Here is a 22,742-nt window from a genome sequence, read left to right on the forward strand (position 1 = left end):
ATATATAGCGAGCCCGACCTCGGAATCACATGGACTTGCTCATCTACCACATCCCCACCGATCGGTATGTGATGGCCGCTGGATCTACTCGTAGGCAGGCGTAGCCAAAAACCCTTGACATGGTCACGTATAGTCCACAGTCAGGGAAGGCCGGGGGAGTTCTTCGTGACACTGGCGCCCCGACGGTCGATTTGTATGTGTCACGGAAGTCGACGGATAATGAGGTACATATCAACAAAGACCTCTGCAGCTGCAGAGGTCTTTTGCGTTGGCGCGCACATGGCAAGAGCCGGCAGGTGTTTTCAACAACTGCTAGATTTCGTAGTTGTTTCTCACTCACCGTGCAGACGCGCGTGCCTGACAAGGCCCTTAGCGTTGGGGCTGATACGAATTCCAGTCACGGGCCACTCACAAATTCTCGGGGCAACCTCCTGCGTTAGTTGAGTTGGTAACGACTAGCGAAGACACTGACTCAACAAGCCCAGACCCCTGCAATCGCAGGTGTCTTTTTTCGTAAGCACGGAAAGGAAAGCCAAGCCCGACACGCCACATCAGATACAGCAGAACCTTTCTTTCGAAGGACCGTCCGTGGGACGGTCCTTTTCTTTTTCTCTTTTCGCCCATTCGAGGCGTCGCAGACATCCCCAGTTCAGGAGATACTCATGAAAAAACACCAATATGCGCCTTTCATCGAATGGGCTGCGGCCACGTTCATCAAGGAACGCAGGCAGTCTGCCACGCCATCACCAGCGACGCTGGCGTGGCTCAGGGCATACGGGATCACGGCAGGACGGGTTGATGTCTTCCTGCGTCACGGTCTGGGCCACTCTGCGACGATGCCCAACGGCCTCGTCATGGACATCTTGGAGCTCAGCAACTCTAATGAACGGGAAGCAGTCGAAGAGGATTACGTAATCGATGCGATGCTCCACACATGGACCGCCCTCGCTCAGGTGTACGGTCGGACGGCGACGCCCTCAGAACTCGAAGTCGCCAGGCTTCAGTTGATGGTTGAAGCAGGCTACGCCCTGATCATGGCGGATGGCACGAAATTTCCTGGCGGTGGCAGGCTGCTCCGGCTGTACTGGCGGGAGAACGCGTTGCTGGACCTCACCCGGATCGAAAGGGGCCCACACGATCTCAAGATAATTGCCCTCAGTGTGGAGTTGGACAAAAGCCAGAGAAGAGCGCTTCCAAGGCCAGATTGTGTGGCAGCTCCACAACTGCAGCCGAGACTGGAAGCAAGCAGGCAGCTGAGCGGTCTGGAACCCAACAGCACAGCCACGTCCGTTCAAACATACGACGAGGACCGACTCCCCGTTCTGCCAATCATGGGAAGGCACTGGCACGATCCTTCCAGAAATCTGGCCTACGGGTTGTATGGCAACTGGCGAGACAGGTGGGACAACACGCTGCCCTGACGACTGCGCTGAACTAAGTGCCGCTGTCTCGGGTCTTGGGGATTGGTTGTATGTCTGGAATTGGAGACTGGGGCCAGCCGCCCTATGCTCTCCTGAGGAGTTCGATGCGCGAACGGCCGAGCTCGGGGGAACAGCATGACGACAGCAACAGATGTGAAGTACATGACCAGGATCGTGAAGACGGTTCGCGGGATGGAGGCCCGGACCAAGGCCAAGCTGGAGCAGGAGGGCTAGGAGTTTGTCGGTCAAACGCAGGGCACGCTCCGCACGGAGTTGACCTTCCGTAAACCTCAACGCCCGGTTCCATGGAAGATGCTCGCAATCGGAGGTGGGGTCATTGGTGCCCTCATCATTGTCGCTCTTGTCATGGGTGCCTTTGAAGGCGGAGAAAAGCCGACTACTCCCGTTGAAGCAGTACCAACGCAAACTGCCTCGCAGCAAGCCCTTGATTCGGCCCAGGAAGCCCCCTCTCAGTCAGCCACTCCGCAAGCTGCGGCTGCGCCTGATGTACCTTCGCCGATCACCGCCGATGAACTGCTGGACAAGCTCAATTCAGCCAAGATGGGCAGTATGAAGGTTGGAGACCCTTTCGAGCTAACCGGTGAGCTTGTCACGTCGGAGTACTGGATGACCGGAGCCTTTGGTGAATTCAACGTCTATCTGAAGGCTAAAGGTGGCGCCAACGATCTCATGATATTCATCGACAAGAAGGCAACAACCAGCTGGCGTGACGGCCAAAAGGTCCACATGGTGGTGGAAATGGGTGAAGCCACCATCAAGGGCGAGACCACAGACGGCTGGTTGAGAGCCGTAACTGCGGAGATTGTTCCCTAGCGGCGCCAAGGAGCGTGCCCTTGGCCTCCCGCAGCGAGGGAGTCGTGATGCTCATTCAGGCGGCCGCTGCAGCACGAGTTCCGACTCTCAAGTTGAAGCTCATCGGGCAGTATTGGGCGCTGAGCTTCCTCCTACCGGGTTGCGACCAACGGATCCTCTAGTCTTATCAATGGATCCCTTTATGGGACCCAAAGAAACAATTCTGGCGAGTCCCGACCTCTCTGCAGTTTGCGGGACCAGTGGATTCCCAACAATGTGTCTCACGCTGACATTCTCAGCATTACTGGATCTCCTCCCTTCGGTGAGAGGGAGCTTTGGGACCAAGCTAAAGTGAACCCGGGTAAGCCTGACTGAACAACGCCGAGCTGCAGCTTCGCGGAATTCTGGCCTCAGGTTGCGAAAACCCATATCAGGACCATGGAGTCGACGGAATCTGACTAGAGACCCGAGGCGGCTAAGTTCCTTGACCGACTTAGGCGTCTTGCGAGGTACCTTCGCAATGGCCGAATTCCGGACACTTACGTGAGATAGGCGCAACATAGGTTGACTGTGACCAGCGTTCGTCCGCAGGTATCCGCGCGGAGCGAATAGACGTTCTGGCTAGCAGACAAGCAAAGTCGCTTGGAGGGAGAATCTTCATGAGGTTTGAGTCAAAGGTTGTGCTTATCACAGGCGCCGCATCCGGTATCGGTCGTGCTGCCGCGGAGCGATTTGCTGAAGAGGGAGCATCCGTGGTCGCCGTCGACATAAATAGGCAAGCCGGAGAAACAACAGCACATCAGCTTCGGGACGCGGGTTATGACGTGGCTTTCCTTCAGGCATCGGTAACTGCGGAAAAGGAAGTTGAAAGACTCTTCGCCCAAGTCAAGACGCAGTATGGCAGGCTTGACGTCCTCTTCAACAACGCCGGAATCGCTGAGGAGAGTTTCGTGGTGAGTACCAAGCTTGACGACTGGCGCCGGGTTATGGCCGTAAACGTCGATGGAGCGTTCTTAATGTCTAAGCATGCCATTCGCCTGATGCTCGAGTCTGGTGATGGCGGTGCAATCGTTAATACATCCTCCATCCTCGGCCACGTAGGCTTCGCCGGAGCCGCTTCCTACAACGTCAGTAAACATGCGGTTGAGGGTTTGACGAAGTCGCTTGCCCTCGAACACGCGGGCGACGGGATCCGAGTGAATTCCGTCTGCCCCGGCTGGGTCAACACCCCTATGGGCATGGCAGATGTCGAACTAGATCCGACTATTCCGTCCCAGCACCCGATCGGGCGCATCGCCGAACCGCGAGAAATCGCAGCCGCCGTCGCGTTTCTAGCCGGCGACGACGCGAGCTTCATCACTGGGACGTCACTGATGGTCGATGGGGGCATTACGGCCCGCCCCTAGGAGAACAACTCCGACTCGCCAAGCAAGGGGACCGCCTGATGGGAATGAGACTCTAAATACGGCAGTGGCCTCGCTGTGAGAGGCCACTGCCGCGGTTGACCGTACCAGGTGAGCAGTGCCGTCCCTCCTGGCACGATCGGCTAGAGGTACCTGGCTTAGAAGCCGAGGTACGTGTGTTGGGTGTGTTTCACCCGCGGGGGTGCAGTGAGGTGGGGTGAGACAAGTTCACGCCACTGCTGGAATCCCGCAGATTCCCGGAAGCTCACGACGTGGTCTTCAAGGGTCTCCCATCTCACGATGAGTGTGTATTCGTTGGGACTTTCGATTGTCCGGTCCAGACGCCAGCTAAGTGCGCCGTGTGCCCTTTTGAAAAGGGGAACGGCTTTGACAGCAGCTGCTTCAAAAGCCGCTTCGGAACCCGGGGTGGTGGTAAGCGTTACGATTTCCTGGATCAAGCAACTACTCCTTCCGTCAGCGAGGTTGTATTGGTTCTTACTCATACCGCTGTGCCGGTGGCACGGCCCCCTGCGGTCCGGCAATTGCGAACTGGGCGGTGGTCAGAGACGTCCCACCGCTTCCTTCCATGGTGCGAGTGATCAACGCTAGAGGTCGAGGACGAGTTCTGGGGTTTTGGCTCTCGAAACGCAGGTCAACATCGTGGTACCGGATTCGCGGTCAGCGTCTCCAAGCAGGAAGTCCCTGTGGTCGGGCGTGCCGGCGAGTACTTTGGTCTCACAGGTCCCGCAGATGCCTTCCCTGCAGGAAGTGGGCACATTGATTCCGATGCGTACCAAGGCGTCGGTGATCGATTCATCGGCAGCAACCGTACAGGTTTTGCCGCTGCGCTCTGCCACCACAGTGAAGGCACTGGTATCGTCCGTGCTCTCGGTTGGCGCTCCGGCAGCGAATCTTTCCAGGTGCAGAGACCCAGCTGGCCACTTACTGCAGAGCTCTTGAACGGTGTCCAGGAGTCCTGACGGCCCGCAGCAGAAGATTTTTGTGTCTATCCTGGGTGAGCCAAGGAGCGCAGGAAGATCGATTCGACCTGCTTCGTCTTGCGGGACTATTTGGACCCTTGAACCATACTTTTGGAGCTGGTCAAGATACGCCATCGAATCGCGTGACCGCCCACCGTAGACGAGCTTCCAATCGATGTTTTCTTCATGCGCCTTCCGGATCATGGGCAGCATGGGAGTGATGCCGATTCCGCCCGCGACAAACAGCACTCGCTCGCCGGATCCAACCGAGAAGGGGAAATTGTTTCGGGGGCCGCGGACACTCACAACGTCGCCGACTTGAAGGTCATGGTGCATATGTGTTGACCCTCCGCGACTTTCAGGGGCCAATAACACCGCGACTTCGTAGAAGCCCGTTTCGTTAGGGTTGCTGCAAAGCGAGTAGTGACGAATCAGTCCGTTGGACAGTGCGAATTCGAGATGAGCTCCGGCTTCCCAGCCGGGGAGGGGAGCGCGGTCGCTGCGCTCAAGGCGCAGCGACCGCACACCAGCGGCCACAAGGGTGCCCGCTGTGATCTCAAGAGAGAGCTCCGTCTCAGACGACATGATCCGCGCCAAGGCTGATTTGCAGCGGCTTTTCCCACCGACCTGTCAGGTATGCCGTTGCGAGCTGTGCCTGGAACGCCCGGACGCCGTCCTCGCGTTCGTCGAACGGACCGGGGCGGTAGCCGTCCGTCAACATGCCCTGGTAAACGGACTCGCAGGCACCGAAGTCCTGCTTGTTGGTGATATCCCAGAAGTCCGCGGCAAACGACGGATCAAATCCAGGACGCTCAGCGACTTCGCGTGGGAAGTACCAGCTACATTCCACCCAGGTCTCGCCGGGGGAGAGCGGAACGAGGCGGTGCGTCATGACGTAGTCTGGCTGCAGCGTCAGGAGCAGGTTTGGGGCGAGCATGAAGTAGAGCGTCCAGCGTGCTTGTTCGTCGTCGATTCCGGCGATGCGGTCGCCACCGCTGCGGCCATCGAGGCTGTTTGTGTCGGCTTCATCCCGGAACTCCAGACCACCGCCGAGCCACATCCCGGTCTGGTGCAGCCCCATGGCGGATTCAGGAGGAGCCACTCGGCAAAGTTCAGGGTGGATGGAGGGGCAGTGGTAGCACTCAAGGTAGTTCTCAATGACCGTCTTCCAGTTGGTCTTGAGAGTGTAGTTGTGTGACTCACCTACTACCATGTCGGTCGGGTCCCAAGGTGCGACTACCTCTGTCAGGTTGCCTACCCACTCGCTGAACTCGGGGGCATCCCCGGAAGCGTTGATGAAAATCCATCCGAACCACTCGACAGAGCGTACTTCAATCAAAGGCCACTCTTCTTTGTTGAAGTTTTCCGTGTCCATGAACTGGGTGGCAGATCGGAGCTCACCATTGAGGCCGAAAACCCATGCGTGGTAGGGGCATTGGACGAGCTTTTTGTTAGTGCATGCACCAACGGGCAGCAGTTCATGGCCGCGGTGCCTGCACGCATTGTAAAAGGCATGCAGGGAGCCTGCATCGTCACGGGTCAGCAGGATGCCCTGAGTGCCGACCCTGACGGCCTTCTGATCGCCGGCTTTTGCGACATCACTGCTACGGCCGACGCAAACCCAGGCCGACTCCAGAAGGTGCTTGCGTTCCCAGTCGAGGATGTCCTGGGACAGGTATGCATCCGCTGGCAAGGTTCGGGCGTCGGAAAGCCGCTCCTCCAGAACGATGTCCAAGTCGGATTTGGTGAGGGGTGCCGGGGGCAGTGAATTGGTCACGTCTCGTCTCCATTGTCGATAGCTCAAACTGACAATGGTTAACGCTATTTTGGGGCCGTCCGTTGGAACATAGGCATGCGCACTGCGATATCCGGTTTGCCTGTGCGCGCTTACATTCCTGTCTGGACTTTGCCGTGCTCCACGAGCAGATTGTCTGAAAGGGGAGTTTGTAATCCGAAAGTAACGCCGAAAGGATCTGCAAGAAGGGCGAACGGACCTAACGCGGAATCCGTGACCGGAACACGTACGCGAGCCCCGAGATCACTCAATCGCGCAACCTCAGCCTCCATATCAACCACCCGCCAGTATGGGATCCAGTGGGGTGCAACCACCGTGGGAAGGACATCCAGCATGTCGACTATGCCAGCGACGGGTTCCTGACCCGAAACCAGGAATCGGTAATCGCCGGGGGTAGGAATCGTTTCGTGAATGACACGGCAGGATAGCGCGTTGGCGTAATAGCTAGCGGCCTTAGCGGCTTCTGGGGTGTATAGATCAACGAACGCTACAGCTCCTGGGAGCTCCGGCTGTGGCTTCACTTCGGCTAGGTCAGTAAGTGCAAACAGGCCGTCATCAGGGGCCGCATATAAATGCAGCTCGCGACCGTCCACTATAAGGTTTGAAACCAGCTCTGCCCCGAAGCCCAGAACTTGGCGTCTCAGACCTGTCGTGTTGGTGCTGCCAAAGCAAGGAACCCAAACGCCCGAATCAGGTGTGGCGGTTTCAACTGGCGGAGCGAAGAGAACCCTCGGCTGTGACCCTGAATCGGTCGGCCGCAAGTTCATTATCAGGTCAAAGAACATTCGTGTAGCGCTATAGTTCTTACCCACGAACAGTACGGTTTCCATGGCAACGTGGATGCTTCTAGACATCCCTCACCGTGCTTCTTTCGAAGAGTGATGACAGGCTGGCGCTCGTGGTTATGTCCAGCCCCGAGGTGGCCAACCAGAAATGCGCGAAGTTACTCGGCAAAGAGACGTCTCGCCCTGTAAGTTCCTCGACAAGCCGCAGTCTGTTGCGAAGGGTATTTCTGTGTACGAATAGCTCAGCCGCTGTCGCGCTCATATCGCCATCTTTTCCGAGGTAGCAGCGGAGCGAGTCCACTAACGACGTGTCGTTCTTTTGGTCGTATTCCAAAAGCGGCGCCAGTGCTTCGGCTGACAAGTCGCCCAGCGGTGCCCCCGCCTCAAGACTAGCAATCAACAATGCTGTTGGCAGATCCCGGCTTCGGTGAACGTGGACGCCGGAACCTTCGGCTAGGGCGTTGCGTGCTTCAAAGTAACCAAGTCTGAGCCCCCTAACGCCAATGCGGGGCGTGCTGATGCCAACGCGTGCGTTAGTTCCAATGCTGGCCAGATGTTCGTGACAAAGCTTGGCCACGAAAAGGCCAGCTTGTTCCGGGACGACCAAAACCACCCTATCGTCCACGATCGTTCGCAGGTAGGGATCGTTTTGTTGGGTGAGCAGCGTATGCAGATTCCACGGGTAAGAGCGCAGGCGCCGGGGGGAGCCATCCGCAGACCCGACGATGACCTCGTGGGGCTTTGCGACATCCAACCCGTGAAGAAGTAGTCGTCTGACACCTTCCTGGTCGCCCAGATATCCGGCAAAGACGTCTTCCAGGACCTGTCCGAGAAGTTCCCTCCGGCCGCTGAGGGCTGCATGGCGGCGTGAAAGTTCAATGCCCGCCAAGGATGCAGCAAATGACAAAAGTTCTGGTGTTGCCCCGTGTCCCTGCATTACCAGTACGGCGACTGGTTCCCCTTCCAATTCGATGGAGCGGAGGATGCAACCAGCAACGGGGGCATCCGTAGGCGGGGACACGGCAACGAGTTCTTCCGCCAACCATTCTGCGCGTTCGGGCATGCTCACCAATACGCCTCCGCGCCGGTCGATCACTGCAACCGGCGCGGAGGAGATGCGATGCAGGGCCCTCACCAAGGCGTGAAGAGGGCGTTCGGCAGTGAGCGCGTCGGCAAGTGCCCGGTGGTCGGCAAAATCTGAATCGGCCGCCGTCATGACTCGAATCATACCTTCCGGATGGATGGCTCCTGCCTGGGACTATTTCTAGGGTGACTTCGTAGGGCTCCCTCATCAGCAGGGCAATTATGGGGGCCGGCCGAGTTCAACCGGTTGTTTCCGAAGAAGCAGCAGTCAACGGGACGCACTGGCGCAATCAGGACAAAGCGCTTCTGCTTCTGACATTGCCAACTGATGAAAGTTCGGCCAGGTCTGTGCGTCTGTTCCGCAGACCGTAAACGCTGAGCCGTTGCGGCGCAGGTGAGCGATCCCGAAGGGCCTTTCCATAGGCTCCTGTCTTGACGTCGCTGCCACGGCCGCGGAGCCGGTCTTCCTGTTGATCTGACGGAACTTGGCAGTCAGGACAAGTTCCGAATCGGTGGGGTCTTGTCTCGGTGTTTGCGTCATTTGGGACTCCGTGCCGGTCGTCGTCTGTTGTTGGTAGTATGGCCGGTGCGCGCGGGCATTGGCGCCACCGGTCTGTTAAGTGTGAGGGCGCTGGAGCCTGGCCAGCCATCCTTAGGTCGTGGGAATGCAGCTTGCTCAAGCAGTACGCAATCGTGGGGATTTGTTCGATGCCGTTGGCGTGTCGAGTTATAGGAGCGGTTGCCGTGCCAGGGTGCCGCCGTCTACCGTGAGGGTTTCCCCGGTCACATAGGCGGAAGCGTCGGAGATCAAGAAGTCAACAACGCTGGCGATCTCCTCGGGCCGCCCAAATCGGCGCATTGGTGCCCAGCGCGCCACGACATCATCAGAAAGGCCCGCTATCCATGGTTCTACCATGGGCGTTTGAATTATGCCGGGGGCTATGCAGTTAACCCGGATCCCTGAATCGGCAAGCTCAATCGCGGTTGTCCTGGTGAGGGATATCAAACCTGCCTTGGAGGCATTGTAGGCGGCGAAATTCGCCTCGGGCGCTAGTCCATTGATTGAGGCGACATTAACGATGCACCCGCTACCTGATTCCTTCATCACCCGGGCCGCGGCGGCCGACATCAGTGCCGGCCCGCGGAGGTTTATATGCATCGTCGAGTCCCAATCTTCTGCCGTGACGTCGATGACGGGAGTTGCCTCGAAAATTGCTGCGTTGTTTACAAGGGCGTCTACGCCGCCAAACAGCTCTACGCACCTACCCACCACTTGGGCCCCTACTTCTGGGTCAGCAAGATCGGCTACAACGCCCTCGACGGATCCTCCGTACTGGTTCAGTTCCAATGCCACGGCTGCCGCCTCAGAGGCGCTCCTGGAACAGACAAGGACCCGGTCACCGGCTCGGGCGAAATGCTCCGCGCATGCCCGTCCAATTCCTCTGGTTCCCCCCGTGACGATCACGCGTCGGCCGGCCAGTTTTTTGGTGGAGACCATATTTTTTCCCTCTTCGTTAGTTTGTTGTTTTGTTTTAGTGGACTTGTTTGACGGCTGGAGTTGCCTGCCTCTACTCGCTCGAGCATCTGGTGGGAATCGGATTTGGATAGCCGATGATCGCGGTTTCAGCTTTGGAGCGAAAAACTGACACGCTGGGGTTTCTCCAGCTGCGTCAGGGCATTGGGTAGAGGATTATTGGGTTCCAGCTATCGTCGTCTGGCGAGTAAGAGCCCGGAGTCTTTTTTGCGTCCTGGCGCACCGATGTCTCGGAGGTGAGCTTGTTGTTTGAGGTTTCCTTTTCGGACCAAGGACTCCGGAGGTCCCACCTCTTACTTGAACGAAGTTTCTTCAGCTGGCTGTACGTGGAAGCCAGTAGGTGCCGTGGTCTCGGCCGGATCGTGGCATCGTCGAAGCCCTTCATGCTTAGGAGTTTCCGGAAATCTCCAGCCCTCGTCTGGGGTCTTAACTGTTGTCTTTAGATTTTGCGGTTGCTCCGCATTGAGGGTTTTGGACCCGCAGGCGTTTCGATTAGTCTGCGTCTTCGCTTGGTCGAGCCCTCCGTGGGCGCTTGTTGGAGGCCTGGTTTGCATCCGGGCAGCTTCCAATCAGGCAACCTCCAGCCACTTGTCCTTCGGCTCGTCCTCGGGCTTTTGAAGCTGAATATTCAAGAGCGGCCTGACCATAGATATGTTGAAGCAGCCGCGTCTAGATGCGGAGGTTCAACCAATGCCAGGTCAGGCCGCTCTTTCTAAGTACAGGTTGTGAGTTGCCGGTCTAACGCCGGCGCGCACGCTCTGCTTCTACTTGGCGCATTTCCTCTTCGAGTGCGATTGCATCTTCCCCGTCGGGCACAGCTGGGGAGGGCAGACGCCAAACCATTGGCTTCTTGTCCTGCACAACGCGCCTGTAGACGTAGAGCAGGACCGAAAGCAACAGGATGGCAACAGCAACCAGGGTGTCACGGATATCGCCATAGCCCAGAAGCTCTGGGTTGAGGACACCAACTACGGTGATAAATACATTGAATGCCACCAGCACCGCGACCACGGGAATCCAAATTCGTCCTCGACGGATGGGACGTGGCCAGTTTGGTCTGTCTTTGCGTAGCAGAAGGAAGGCAGATAGCCCGAGGATTATCGAAAGCAGGTAGCCGAGATTACTGGCCAACAAGATGCTCACAGGTTCTCCCACGAGAACCATGACGGTGGCGTTGAGCACTACGTCCAAGGTCAGCGACCGTCCGGGTACGCCCCATCGGTTGACCCAGTGCAGTTGCTTGATCGTCATGCCCTCTTCTGCAAGGCCGAAGAGGGCCCGGCCACCGTCAGCTGTTGTGGAGATGATGGCGATGAGCAGGGCGGAGCCGATCACGAGGGTGCCGATCCAGCTGGCGCCGCCGAAAGCCTGTCCGAAGGCTACTGATACATAGGTGACCGGGTTGTCCCGCACCCCGTCCTCGCCGAGGGTACCGGCGAGGACGGTTGGAACGACACAGAACAAAACGATCATGAACAGCGAAATGCGTGTCATGGCCTTGGAGGTATCGCTGGAGGTGTTTTTGTACTCGGGAGCAAAGGAGGCCACGATTTCGCTGGCGTAAACCGCCCAGGCCGTCACGTACAGCACGACTACTACTGTGCGCCAGTCGCCGTTTACGTACCAAGTCATGTTGTTGGCGGACCAACTCATCGCTGGGCTTACGAGGCATCCAACTGTCACTGCAGCAAGACCGATGATGACAAACAAGCCCAGGAACTTGTTGACGGCAGAGCCAAACTTGAGCCCGTAGTAGTTGAACGCCCAAGCGAAAGCCATGGCTCCAAGGGCGATGAGATGCTCAAGTCCCAAAGGGTTTCCCAGGACGCTGAAACTGATCCCGTTGTCAGGGAACCATGTATCTACAATCAGTTCACCGAGAACCACAGATGCCATCGAGATCGACAGCGACCACCCAATCCAGTAACCGAAGGCAGCTATTGCACCCAATGGCGCGAAGTACTTCTTCCACCCCTCAATCGCGTAGCGTGCAACGCCACCCGAATCGCGAGGAAACATCGCTGCCATCTCGGCGAAAACAAAGCACTGGAGCAGGCTGATGACCGCTCCTACGCACCACACGGTGATGGCAGTCCAGGCACCTACGACACCCATGAGGTATCCGAAGGTTACGAACAGGCCCGTGGGCAAAGTCATTGCAAGCGCCATACCGTCTCGCCAAGTCAGAGTCTTGGCGAGACGTCGGCGCTCGGTACCGACGACGGTGTCGATCTCGATCATTTTGTAGTCTTTCTATGTGCTGTTTCTGAGGCGGATACGCCTTAGATTTGCTGCTTCAGCAGCTCGGCGCTGATCTGACGGCCGGCGCGGATACCGGACTCGATGGCACCATCGATAAACCCGTTCCAGCCGTTGGCGATGTCGGACCCTGCGAAGTAGACGCGGCCTTCCGCCTGTTGAAGCTCGGTGAGATGCTCGACTGTCTGCCCCGGGCGGAACATGGCCCAGGTGCCCTGCGCGAATTCGTCGTTCGCCCAGTTGTGCCCCACGGTCTCGACGATCTCAAGGTCGCCGAAGATTTTGCCAAGCTCGGTGCGAACCATGTCGGCGTCCGCAGCGTCTGTGTTGGCCCCGTCGGGACCGAAAGCGATCAGGATCTGGCCGTCCTCGAGGATCTTGTCCGTGACGACGTAGTTGATCAGGTGGTTGTCCGGGGCGACGGCGAAGAACGGCTTGGGAAGATCTCCCCGAACCCGAACCCAAACCTTGGATCCACGTCCAGCCTGGCGTTCCACACTGACTGCTTGTTTGCCTTCTGAGAGTTCGGGGGTGAACTTGATGGCTCCGAGCGTGTTGACGGGAACTGCTACGACCACACCCGAGGCGGTAAGGACTTCGCCGTCGCGGGTTACGACGCGGACGCCGTCTTCGTTCTGTTCGACGGATGCAACGGCAGTGCTGAGCCTGACGTCTGCGAGTGAGTCGCCGGCGATCGCATCAATCAGCGAGCGAGTTCCCTTCTTGAACTTGTACCGGCCTACGGCATCAAACATGGTCTGGATGTTGAAATCGCTCAGGGCATACCAGCGCATGGCCGCCACCACGCCGACTTCGCTGCACGGTGCTGAACCCATAGCCCCCCAGAGCCCATTGGCAAGGTCCTTGTCCTCTTGGGAGATATCCAGGGAGTCGATGCGGTCCTGGATGGACAGCTTGTCGACCTCTGCCAAGGCTTCCGGGTGCAGGAAAGGACGGAACGGCTGCTCGAAAACGTCCCGGGCTCCTTCAACAACCTTCTCCATGACGGAGTTGATGTTGTCGCCTACTTCGTCGAATTTCCGAATGCTCTGCTTGCCGCCGGATACCGTTGCGGCCAGCTCCGGCGCTGACACACCGATGGTTTCGACAAGCTCAAGGCCGTATCGGGTGATCTCGGAGTAGACATGGGGTTGGAACCAGTGCACCCACGTACCGCCGAGTTCCAAGGAGTAGCCCGGAAGAGCGTCATCCTTGTACCAGGTGCGCCCACCAAGGCGATCGCGGCCTTCGAGGAGTGCCACCTTGTAGCCTTGTCGGCCCAGTTCGCGTGAGGCGGTGACACCTGCGAATCCGCCGCCGATGACGATAACGTCGTAAGAGTTGTTGCTCATTTTCTTTCTTCTACCTTTATCCGCTGATTACAAAGAATTTCTTGATCGGCTCGTGGACGTGTACAACGGTCTTGGTGCCCTTCGGGAAGGAGGCAACATCGCCGGCGCTCAGGGAGACCGATTCACCACCAATGACTTCAACTGTCATGCGGCCTTCTAGCATGTAGACGGATTCATCACCAAGGAGTTCATCCTCGACCCCGCAGGGGTCACAGGTGAAGATGCCGACATAGAGTTGGCCTTCACCCTGAGTTGATTGCCGAAGCCATTGGACCTTTCCAGCCGGAGTGCCGTAAAGCACATTTTCCAGGGGATAGTCCTCCGGGGGAGTGAGGTCTTCTGTCGAGACCGATAGCTCAATCATCTGCGTTTGCCTTTCTTATTATTTTGATTCGCGGTGCTTCCTTTGACCAGATGACCATCGAAAGACTGCGTTTCATGCAGTTGGTTCAGTTATGCGAGGGAACTCTTGGCGATGTGGATCACGGAGCTGTCGGTGAACTCCAGAAGACCGTCGATCCCGAATTCGACACCAAGACCGGACTGCTTGCGACCGCCGAAAGGTACATCGGGTGCTACGGCCGAGTGGGTGTTAACCCACACGGTTCCGCTCTCCAACTGCCTCGCGATGGTCGTTGCGCGCGCCACGTCACTGCCCCAGACAGAATTGCCCAATCCGTAGTTCGTGCTGTTGGCCCGTTCAATGACTTCGTCCAGGTCGTCGTACTTGAGGACGCTCCGGATAGGGGCGAAGGTTTCGTCTGCGACCAATGGACTGGTTTCGTCGATGTCGCGAACGACAGTAAGTTCGACAAAGTAACCCGGCCGATCAATCACGTTGCCGCCGGCGATGATCTTCCCGTCGCGCGCGGCGACCTCCAGGGCTGCCTTGGCGGCGTGGAGTTGGCGCGCGTTTTGAAGCGGCCCGAACTCAGTGTCCCGATTGACTCCGGGGCCGATCTTTGCGTTTGCCGCGTGCCGGGCAAGTTCGCTGCAGAACTGGTCGTACTGGGAAGAGTGAACATAGATTCGCTTGATGTTGATGCAAACCTGGCCGGTGTTCCAGAAAGCTTTCTCGAAAATTCCCTTTGCGACGGCGGGAATATCGGCGTCGTCGAGTACCACCGCAGCATCGTTGCCGCCTAGTTCCAAGACCACCCGCTTTACGGTGTCACCGCTGGCCAGGATTTTTCGGCCAACGGCCGTGGATCCGGTGAAGGAAATCTTCGCGAAGGATGGGTGGGCGCTGAGGAACGGGCCAAGATCCCCGTTATCGCCGACCACGTTGACCACACCTGCCGGCACGAGATCGTGGACGATCTCTGCAACGAGCATCGCGTTGAGTGGCGTAGTCGGTGCAGGCTTGATGACAATGGTGTTTCCGGCCAGAAGGGCCGGTGCCAGCTTGTAGATGGTTTGGAAGAACGGAAAGTTCCACGGAATGATGCCAAGGACCACTCCCAACGGCTTGCGGTGGATCTCAATGCGCGTGTGCTCATCCTCGCGGAGCACTTCCGGATCAAGTCGGAGACTGTTGAAGTACCGAAGCCACGTCACAGCAGCGTCGACATCACCTTCAGCCTCTGCGATCGGCTTTCCGTTCTCGAGGGTAATGATGTGGGCGATTTCCTGGCGGCGTTCTTCGATCCGAACCGCAATCTGCTCAAGAATGTGGGTGCGGTCTCCGTAGGCAGTCTTTTGCCACCCCACATAGGCTCGCTCCGCAGCGAGGCATGCTTCATTCGCTTGGCCCTGGCTTGCCACGGGTGCAACGGCGAAAGGTTCTCCCGTTGCCGGGTTGACGACGGGCTGGCACGAGGCGCCCTCGAGCAACTGTCCGTCAATTAGCTGTTTGAAGGTCCTGGTGGACAACTCGATCGTGGTCAATTCGGGATCCGTCTGGAGCGTCATTTGAGCTCCCTCTCCATTGAGTACTGATGTGCTGTGTGTCCGATCGCACTGAACGGGCATGGAGATATCGTCCAACAAGACCCGGGGCCGTAACTGTTCGGGAACCGTACACTTCATCGCTGGTCTCTGAACCCGCACCAGGGCTAGAGCTACCGACCGCGAAGAGAAGCTGGGCTGTGATCCGGGGTCATCTATTCATGATCGAGCTTCTAGCTGAGAAGGCGACGCATGGTTGTGAAGTCCTGTCACCGAGAACCGTCCCAGGATGTCCAATAGGTCGAAAAGCGCTCTGGTACGGTCAACCGGATGAGTAGTCTTTTTGTCATCGACCTGAACTACGTGGTGGATCTGACAATGGTTGAACGGCACCTGGATGACCATCGAGATTTTCTACAAGGCCAGTATGAGTCCGGGTTCTTCCTGGCCTCTGGGCGCAAAGAGCCTTGGACTGGAGGGGTCATCCTGGCGGCCGGCACACGTGCCGAGATCATGGATATCCTGGAAAAGGATCCATTTTTGATCAATGCCGTTGCCGAGTATTCGGTGACCGAATTCCTTGCCACGAAAACGTCATCGGCTCTTGCCCGATACCGTCACCCTGTCTGAATCGTAGGCTGCCGGCTCGGTCAAGGGGACCGTCCCGCGGCGCTCTCTTTCACACTAGCGACGACCGGACAGCCTCAATGAACTCCGGGATGTTCGGGTGCGGGTCTCCTCGCCGCCAAGCCAAAACCACGGGCACCATCGGAGCATCCGACAAGGTACGAAACGCAATTTGAGGGTGGCTGTAAAACCTGGCGGTCGAGGCCGGCGTCACTCCGATACCCCTGCCGATCGCGATTGCTTCCATCCATTCGTCGATGTTCCTGACACGCACAATCCTGGTCGGCATGTTGGACTCATCCCACAGGTTGACGCTCGTAGTGCCGGCTAGAACATTGATCACCAACGTCTCGCGGGAAAGTTCGTTCAGGGCAATGGTCTCCTGGGCCGCCAGCCGGTGTCCTCTCGGAAGTGCGACCATTCTGGCTTCTTCAGTCAGAACTAAAGATTCCAGTGTCGGGCTCTTCGGTGCCCCCAAAAGAAACGCGAGATGGCAGCGCCCCTCCTCAAGCCGCGCCATCGGGTCGTCATAGCGCCGAATGTCCACTTGGATCCCCGGATGCAGGCCTTCGAACGCCCTCACAGCGGGTCCCGTGATCTCGGCCAAGACGCCTGCGAAACAGATGCGCAGAATCAATGGGGCTCCGGTTACGGCATCGGCGCCTTCTTCGAGAGCCCGCAGCGCCAGCTGGGCGTAAGGGAGCAGGCGTGTTCCGGCAGGGGTCAGGCTTACGGATTGACGATCGCGTCGAACGAGAACGGTCCCCAAAATGTGCTCGAAGCCGGCGATGGTTCGACTCAGGGACGGCTGCGTTGTTTGCAGGCGTTCGGCTGCCCGCGTGAAGTTCAGCTCTGCCGCGACAGCGACCAATGCCCTGAGGTGGCGGAACTCCACGCTGTAAAGCCGGTTTTCAAGGTCCATCCCTTATACGTATCACGCATAAGGGATGCAAAAGAGGCATTTCACAGCGCTTTGGGGCGTCCGTAACGTGAATGACCACAGAACTCGTCCGCTACCAGAGGAATCCAAATGACACGCTCACCCCTTACGCTTACCGGCGTCATTCCGGCGCACCTGCAGCCGTTTACGGCCGATGGTCAGTTGGATGAGACCAACCTCAGGAAGCATCTGCGTACCCTACTGGATGTCCCCGGAATCTCCGGACTTACAACCAACGCCCACGCATCAGAGACAGCAACACTGACGGATGACGAACGCGCACGGCAGTTGGACATTGTGCTTGAGGAGACCAGCGGGAGGGTGCCGGTTTTTGCCGGAATCTACGAGGACGGATCACGAAAGGCCGCTGCGGCAGCGGTCAGGGCAGACCGTGCCGGCGCTGACGGCCTCCTTGTATTCCCCTCTGCTGTTTTGGATGGTGGCGGGTATCAGCGGCCTGAGATGGCAAGGGCGCATTTCGCCGAAATCGCTTCCGTGACCGACCTGCCCCTGATTGCATTTTTGTACCCTCACTTCTCCCCCCTGCGCTTCACCGTGGATGGCATTACACAGCTTTGCTCAGAAATCGACACGGTTGCCGCCGTCAAGGAATGGTCCAACGACATAGTCATTTACGAACGGACCTGGCGCGCCCTTAAGTCCCTCGATAGGGACGTGTCGGTGTTGTCCAGCTTTAGCCGATCCTTGTTTAGCTCGCTATGTGTAGGAGCAGACGGCATTCTTTCCGGACATGGCAGCATCGCTGCCGCTCTGCATGTCCAACTCTGGGAGGCAATCAATAGCCTGGACCTCGCAGAAGCCCGCATTGTGTGGAACCGGATTTGGCCACTGGCCGAAGCGTGCTACACCGAGCCGTTCCTGGATGGGCATAACCGGATGAAGAACATCCTTGCCCTGATGGGCAACATCGACGAAGCCCACGTCCGTTCCCCTCTTCAGCCCCTGAGCGACACGGAAAAGGCAGCGCTGCAGGTAGCCATGGCTGAGTCTGGACTCCTCCATGCCTGACATGCTGAAGTCGGCGCTGTTTGCGCCGATCTCCATCGGCGGCGTAGAGATCAGGAACAGGGTGGTTATGCCGCCCATGACCACTCGCTACTCTACGAACGCGGGCTTTGCTACTTCTGCCACTGTTGCTTACTATCAGGCCCGCGCGCGCGGCGGCGTCGGGTTGGTCACGGTCGAGATGGCTGCCCCGGAGGTCGCCGGAAGGCACCGATTCCACGAGCTGGGAATTTACGACGATAAGTACCTGCCCGGGTTGGAAACGATCGTGAAGGCCATCCACGATGAGGGTGCCAGAGCGTCAATCCAGCTGGGCCATGGGGGCAGCAGGGCACGGCGGGCAGTCTCCAACGTACAGCCAGTGGCGCCATCGTCCGTGGCGACGGTCGTGTTTGAAATTGAAAAGGAAATAGCGCATCCGGAGGCGATGACCCTGGAACGTCTCGAAGAAACAATCGAGGCATTCGTACGGGCAGCCGAACGTGCACAAAGGGCCGGTTTCGACATGGTCGAACTTCACGGCGCCCACGGCTACCTTATCTCACAGTTCCTTTCACCGACGGAGAACGTCCGAACGGACGAATACGGCGGCTCACTGAAGAACCGCGCTCGGTTCGGTATGCGGATCATCGAAGGAATCAAAAAGTCTGTTCCAGGCCTGCCGGTGATTTATCGCCTTGGAGCAGACGATTTCTACGCTGGTGGTCTGCGCACCGAAGATGCCTATGCCGTCGCGGAATGGGCTGTAGATGCTGGCGCCGACGCGGTCAGCGTCACAGCTGGACACTACCGGTCCGAACCCGGTGCTGAAATCATGATTCCCCCCATGAAATACAAAGAAGGGGTGTTTTTGGACATGGCAGCCGAGATCAAATCTCGTGTCAATGTCCCCGTCATCGGTGTCGGCAGACTGGGAAACCCGGAGATAGCCGGCCAGGCCATTGAAGATGGAAAGCTGGACATGATTGCCATCGGCCGCCCGCTTCTGGCGGATGCAGAATGGGTGAACAAAGCCGCGTCCGGCAAGCCTGTACGAAGCTGTCTTTCCTGCAACCACTGCGTCAATAACATGCGCGGCGGTGACAACCTCTCCTGCGTCGTGAACCCCACAACTGGACGGGAACTGGAATTCGCGGCAGGAGCCACAACGACCGGCAAGAAAATCGTCGTGATCGGAGCCGGCCCGGCTGGACTCTCCTACGCGGCGCTGACCGCTGCCGGCAACACAGTCAGCGTGCTGGACAAACGACCCCGGGTCGGCGGAAATTTTCTTCTGACCGGCAAGGCGCCCATCTTCAATGAGGTTGAGGCCGCTGAACCCAGTTTTGCTGCCTATATCTCCAACTTGGAAAGCGAATGCAGGCGGGCAGGGGTGAGATTCCATCTAGGCAAATCTGCCCAAGCGAGAATCAACCTTCTCCTCGACGCCGATCTCATCGTCATCGCTGCTGGCGCCCGGTATCGGAGCGGAGTGGGCGGGCTTGTAGAGAAGGTTCTGAACACCCGCCTCATGAAGTCGACAATCGTCAAAAGGGTCTTCAGCCAACCCGGAGTCCGCGACTTTTTCTACTACAAGTTCCGGGTCGGACGAGGCAATTCCCTCATGCGTGTACTGGGCAGAGCAGGACTTCCCAGCGACCGGATCACGATCATCGGAGACGCCGCGAAAGCAGGTAAGGCGCGCGAAGCGATAGCCAGCGCATTCGAAGCAGCGTTGAACCCTGCCGTCAGCGTAAACACAGACACTCTTCAATTTGAACGAAATATCGGAGCACAAAAGTGACTACATCTCTCATCGGCAAGACTGCCATAATCACTGGTGCCGGACGAGGCATCGGTAAATCCATCGCGACACACCTCGTCGCTCAGGGCGCGAAAGTTGCAATCATCGACATAGACGCCGAGTCGGCGGCTCGAACTGCAAATGAACTAGGCGGCTACAGTGTTGCCGCCGACCTTACTGATCCTGTTTCGGTCGATGAAGCCATCGGGGACGCCTCGCGCAAATTGGGCGGTCTTGACATCTTCGTGAACAATGCGGGCGTCTGTAATCCGGGCGAACTGCTCTCAGGTGATATCAGTCTTTGGGACAAACAGTTCGCGGTGAACTCACGGGCTGCGTACCTGTGCAGCGCCGCTGCCGCCCGGAAAATGATCGCTCATGAAACCGGCGGTTCGATCATCATCATCACATCCAACTGCGCCACCAAACCACGGCTGGATCTTGGAGCCTACTGCGCATCCAAAGCCGCAACCCAAATGATGGCACAGTCGCTCGCGCTGGAAGTGGCAGGGCGTGGCGTCAGAGTGAATACGGTCAACCCGGGATCTACAGAAACCGATATGCAGCGTGAACAATGGGCACGCCTCGGTGTCGGCCCGGAACGCCAGATCGAAGGAGACCTGAGCGTATTCCGTACCGGGATTCCGTTGGGCAGGCTTGCACAACCCCGCGACATCGCCAACGCTGTTGGATTCCTGGCGTCCGACGCGGCCAGTTTCGTAACCGGACAGTCGTGGTATATCGACGGCGGTCAAACGATCTAGCCTCCTGCCCAGGAGGTCCTGATTCGGAACCGGTGCGGTATCCATCAGTTGCCACGCGAACAACGACGACGTTCCTGTAGCCCGTCCGGACAGGCACCGGCCGACGCCAACGGCGCATGCCTGGTCGTGGCCCGGACCAGCGCAGAGCTTGCGACCGAGAACGTCTACGACGCGGGCCCCCCTGCTTTCCCAAAATCGCACGATATGAAGAGGCACAATGACGAGCCAAAATACAACAAGGGCAACCAACACCAGGACAGCCGCCTCCGCAGGTAAAGTCAACAAACGCAACGCCCTCGCCCTCGGCGGTGGCATGGCACTGGAATGGTTTGACTTCACCGTTTACGGGCTGATGGCTGCGCTGCTGGCCCCACACTTCTTCCCGGGGGCCGACCCGGTGGCCTCCACTTTGTCGGCCCTGATGGTTTTTGCCGTGGGATTTATCGCCAGGCCTCTGGCTGGAATTTTGGTTGGTCCAGTAGCTGACCGTATTGGCCACAAGAAGATCCTGCTGATTTCCATAGCCGCCATTTCTGGCAGCAGCCTACTAATGGGTCTGCTGCCCACCTACGAGCAGATCGGAGTATGGGCGGCAGTCGTATTGGTCTGCGCGCGCCTGATTCAGGGACTGTCCACCGGCATCGAACAGGCTGTGGGAAATTCTGCCGCGGTCGAGATGGCCACACCTGGGCAGGAAGGCCGATTCACGACCATCGTCTCCGGCTCAATCCTGCAGGCCGGAATCATGCTTGCCTCCCTTGTTTCCTTCATTGTGAGTGCCAGCGTGGGGGGCGACGCAATGGCTGAATGGGGCTGGCGAATACCTTTCCTCGTCGGGGGTCTTGCGGGAATTTTCGTCATCTACCTTCGTCGTTCCTTGCCCGACACCGGTGCTGGCAGCCGTGAGGGAGATGTACCTTCCACAACCGCAGATGTCTGGAAGCAGGTTTGGAAAAGCCGCCTCGGTTTCCTTGCCATCCTCTTTGTGGTTGCAGGAACCCAAGTGGCCAATTACGCCTGGACCGTAGGCCTGCCGGGCCTCGCACGTGCTGCCTACAGTGAGGACCCAACGCACATCTTTGCCGTTACTACAATGCTCGGCATCCTCATGGTGGTGGCAGGCACCTACGTGGGCGCCCTGTGCGACAGATACGGAAACCTCAAAGTCTTCACGATCGTGCGTCTTAGTCTGGTGCCAGCAGTGTTCCTGATCGGTTTGTACAACGAACCCGGAATCTTGACGTTCGCTGCGGTGATGCTCATTGGAGGGGGCTCGGTCGCCCTGAATCAAACGCTCTTCAATTTCATCATCTCAACGCTCATGCCTCCTGGTTGCAGAACAACGGGCATGGCTGTCGCCTACGGCCTTGGAGTCGCTCTCTTCGGAGGTACCTCTTCCTACATCCTGATATGGGCGCAACAGCAGAATATGCTTTGGGCATTTTCTGTCTACGCATCCGTCCTCTCACTCATCAGCATCTGGCTTTACAGCGTCGCAGCAAGACGAGGGCACGTCCACATCGGACGATGACCCGAACAACATCCCTCGTCCATGGGCTTTCAGACCTGATAACCCCAGCCTCAAATTCGGGAAGGCCGCTCGCCAATCGTCTAAGTTCAACCGCGGCTTGTTGGCCACGGTGACCAGCTGGCACGACAGTGCCTCATCGGAATGAGCAATAAATCCAAGCGGAGAAAAATGAGCTTCCATATTCAGCACGACTGGCTTCCCCTGGTAGGCGAAGTCGTCGAGGTCCGCCTCCACAACGAATTCGTCCGGTACGGCGTCGTCGATGCGGTTACAAACGACAACTCGATCCTGTGGCTCGCTGTTGATGGTGTGAACACACGCACCATGGTCGAGCGCGCAGAGGGCTATGAGATCTGGATTGACTACAAGTGGGAAAGACCCTCACGTGTCCCAGGAATGGGAGTTTTCCCGCTCACATGTCTTGCAACTCCTGTCGTGCTTGGACCGCGAGAGGGAACGCGACGATCCGATCAGCCCGTCTGAAAACCACGCAAGAGTGGTTACAGACGGCTCGCTAAGCATGAATCCGTTTCATCGACAATCTCGGCGCGAACGCCTAGGAGCCCCAGAAACAATGAGCACAATCAGCTTTGACGCCAGCGGTGCCGCCCAAGAGGCCATCGCCCAGCATCTTGACAGCCTGGTCGAAGACAAGATCGCGAGCCGGATTTTCGCCAAGGACCACACGCTGTGGGGTCCGGACGCCGAGTCTGAATCCGCTATCCGCCTGGGTTGGGTAGAGGCTCCGGCCGTCTCCCA

Annotated in this window: 20 protein-coding genes and 1 pseudogene; 10 read left to right on the forward strand and 11 right to left on the reverse strand. The window is 58.0% G+C overall.

What is annotated here, in order from left to right:
- Positions 1-662: 662 nt before the first annotated feature.
- The 3 genes from ACFVSJ_RS23520 to ACFVSJ_RS23530 all read left to right on the forward strand — a co-directional run bounded on the left by ACFVSJ_RS23520 (position 663) and on the right by ACFVSJ_RS23530 (position 3,640).
- A complete protein-coding gene (locus ACFVSJ_RS23520) occupies positions 663-1,421 on the forward strand; it encodes a hypothetical protein (RefSeq protein WP_387439534.1) in 759 nt (252 codons plus the stop codon).
- A 366-nt stretch (positions 1,422-1,787) separates the two neighbouring features.
- Positions 1,788-2,255 (forward strand): hypothetical protein, encoded by a 468-nt coding sequence (locus ACFVSJ_RS23525; protein ID WP_387439535.1) that lies wholly within the window; start codon positions 1,788-1,790, stop codon positions 2,253-2,255.
- A gap of 638 nt (positions 2,256-2,893) precedes the next feature.
- Positions 2,894-3,640, forward strand: a complete 747-nt coding sequence (locus tag ACFVSJ_RS23530) for an SDR family NAD(P)-dependent oxidoreductase (RefSeq protein ID WP_387439536.1) — start codon at positions 2,894-2,896, stop codon at positions 3,638-3,640.
- Between the two features lie 155 nt (positions 3,641-3,795).
- On the opposite strand, the gene ACFVSJ_RS23535 is transcribed toward ACFVSJ_RS23530, so the two are convergent.
- From ACFVSJ_RS23535 to ACFVSJ_RS23580, 10 genes are all read right to left on the reverse strand, one after another.
- On the reverse strand, positions 3,796-4,095 hold the full coding sequence (locus ACFVSJ_RS23535; RefSeq protein ID WP_387439537.1) for an antibiotic biosynthesis monooxygenase family protein: 300 nt from the start codon (positions 4,093-4,095) through the stop codon (positions 3,796-3,798).
- Between the two features lie 147 nt (positions 4,096-4,242).
- Positions 4,243-5,202: a PDR/VanB family oxidoreductase gene (locus tag ACFVSJ_RS23540; protein WP_387439538.1), complete on the reverse strand. Its 960-nt coding sequence runs from the start codon at positions 5,200-5,202 to the stop codon at positions 4,243-4,245.
- Positions 5,192-6,394 (reverse strand): aromatic ring-hydroxylating dioxygenase subunit alpha, encoded by a 1,203-nt coding sequence (locus tag ACFVSJ_RS23545; RefSeq protein ID WP_387439539.1) that lies wholly within the window; start codon positions 6,392-6,394, stop codon positions 5,192-5,194. The genes ACFVSJ_RS23540 and ACFVSJ_RS23545 overlap by 11 nt, the downstream gene beginning before the upstream one ends.
- Positions 6,395-6,504: 110 nt before the next feature.
- On the reverse strand, positions 6,505-7,242 hold the full coding sequence (locus tag ACFVSJ_RS23550) for a VOC family protein (RefSeq protein WP_387439540.1): 738 nt from the start codon (positions 7,240-7,242) through the stop codon (positions 6,505-6,507).
- 16 nt (positions 7,243-7,258) lie between these two features.
- The gene (locus ACFVSJ_RS23555; protein WP_387439541.1) at positions 7,259-8,413 is read right to left on the reverse strand and encodes a PucR family transcriptional regulator; all 1,155 of its coding nucleotides are present in this window, start codon (positions 8,411-8,413) and stop codon (positions 7,259-7,261) included.
- A gap of 594 nt (positions 8,414-9,007) precedes the next feature.
- Entirely contained in the window at positions 9,008-9,778 is a 771-nt protein-coding gene (locus ACFVSJ_RS23560; RefSeq protein ID WP_387439542.1) for an SDR family NAD(P)-dependent oxidoreductase, read from the reverse strand.
- Between the two features lie 774 nt (positions 9,779-10,552).
- Positions 10,553-12,055, reverse strand: coding sequence for an APC family permease (locus ACFVSJ_RS23565; protein WP_387439543.1), 1,503 nt, complete (start codon positions 12,053-12,055; stop codon positions 10,553-10,555).
- A 41-nt stretch (positions 12,056-12,096) separates the two neighbouring features.
- Complete coding sequence (locus ACFVSJ_RS23570) at positions 12,097-13,425, reverse strand: flavin monoamine oxidase family protein (protein WP_387439544.1); 1,329 nt, start codon at positions 13,423-13,425, stop codon at positions 12,097-12,099.
- 16 nt (positions 13,426-13,441) lie between these two features.
- Positions 13,442-13,789 carry a cupin domain-containing protein gene (locus tag ACFVSJ_RS23575; protein WP_387439545.1) on the reverse strand — a complete coding sequence of 116 codons (348 nt, stop codon included), beginning with the start codon at positions 13,787-13,789 and terminating at the stop codon, positions 13,442-13,444.
- A gap of 89 nt (positions 13,790-13,878) precedes the next feature.
- On the reverse strand, positions 13,879-15,336 hold the full coding sequence (locus ACFVSJ_RS23580; RefSeq protein ID WP_387439546.1) for an aldehyde dehydrogenase family protein: 1,458 nt from the start codon (positions 15,334-15,336) through the stop codon (positions 13,879-13,881).
- A gap of 306 nt (positions 15,337-15,642) precedes the next feature.
- Here ACFVSJ_RS23580 and ACFVSJ_RS23585 point away from each other — a divergent pair, with 306 nt between their 5' ends.
- A complete protein-coding gene (locus ACFVSJ_RS23585) occupies positions 15,643-15,942 on the forward strand; it encodes a YciI family protein (protein ID WP_387439547.1) in 300 nt (99 codons plus the stop codon).
- Positions 15,943-15,991: 49 nt separating this feature from the next.
- On the opposite strand, the gene ACFVSJ_RS23590 is transcribed toward ACFVSJ_RS23585, so the two are convergent.
- Positions 15,992-16,861, reverse strand: coding sequence for a LysR family transcriptional regulator (locus ACFVSJ_RS23590; RefSeq protein ID WP_387439548.1), 870 nt, complete (start codon positions 16,859-16,861; stop codon positions 15,992-15,994).
- 108 nt (positions 16,862-16,969) lie between these two features.
- Between ACFVSJ_RS23590 and ACFVSJ_RS23595 the strand changes: the two genes are divergently transcribed.
- From ACFVSJ_RS23595 to ACFVSJ_RS23620, 6 genes and pseudogenes are all read left to right on the forward strand, one after another.
- Complete coding sequence (locus ACFVSJ_RS23595) at positions 16,970-17,908, forward strand: dihydrodipicolinate synthase family protein (protein ID WP_387439549.1); 939 nt, start codon at positions 16,970-16,972, stop codon at positions 17,906-17,908.
- Positions 17,901-19,688, forward strand: a complete 1,788-nt coding sequence (locus tag ACFVSJ_RS23600; RefSeq protein WP_387439550.1) for an NAD(P)-binding protein — start codon at positions 17,901-17,903, stop codon at positions 19,686-19,688. The genes ACFVSJ_RS23595 and ACFVSJ_RS23600 overlap by 8 nt, the downstream gene beginning before the upstream one ends.
- Positions 19,685-20,452, forward strand: coding sequence for an SDR family NAD(P)-dependent oxidoreductase (locus ACFVSJ_RS23605; protein ID WP_387439551.1), 768 nt, complete (start codon positions 19,685-19,687; stop codon positions 20,450-20,452). Before ACFVSJ_RS23600 ends, ACFVSJ_RS23605 begins: the two co-directional genes overlap by 4 nt.
- Positions 20,453-20,765: 313 nt before the next feature.
- Positions 20,766-21,983: an MFS transporter gene (locus tag ACFVSJ_RS23610; RefSeq protein ID WP_387439552.1), complete on the forward strand. Its 1,218-nt coding sequence runs from the start codon at positions 20,766-20,768 to the stop codon at positions 21,981-21,983.
- Positions 21,984-22,124: 141 nt separating this feature from the next.
- Positions 22,125-22,466 carry a hypothetical protein gene (locus tag ACFVSJ_RS23615; RefSeq protein ID WP_387439553.1) on the forward strand — a complete coding sequence of 114 codons (342 nt, stop codon included), beginning with the start codon at positions 22,125-22,127 and terminating at the stop codon, positions 22,464-22,466.
- Positions 22,467-22,557: 91 nt separating this feature from the next.
- A pseudogene (locus ACFVSJ_RS23620) lies at positions 22,558-22,742 on the forward strand (glucose-6-phosphate isomerase); the annotation flags it as partial.

The organism is Paenarthrobacter sp. NPDC058040 (assembly GCF_042885775.1).
In the GTDB taxonomy this organism is placed as follows: domain Bacteria; phylum Actinomycetota; class Actinomycetes; order Actinomycetales; family Micrococcaceae; genus Arthrobacter.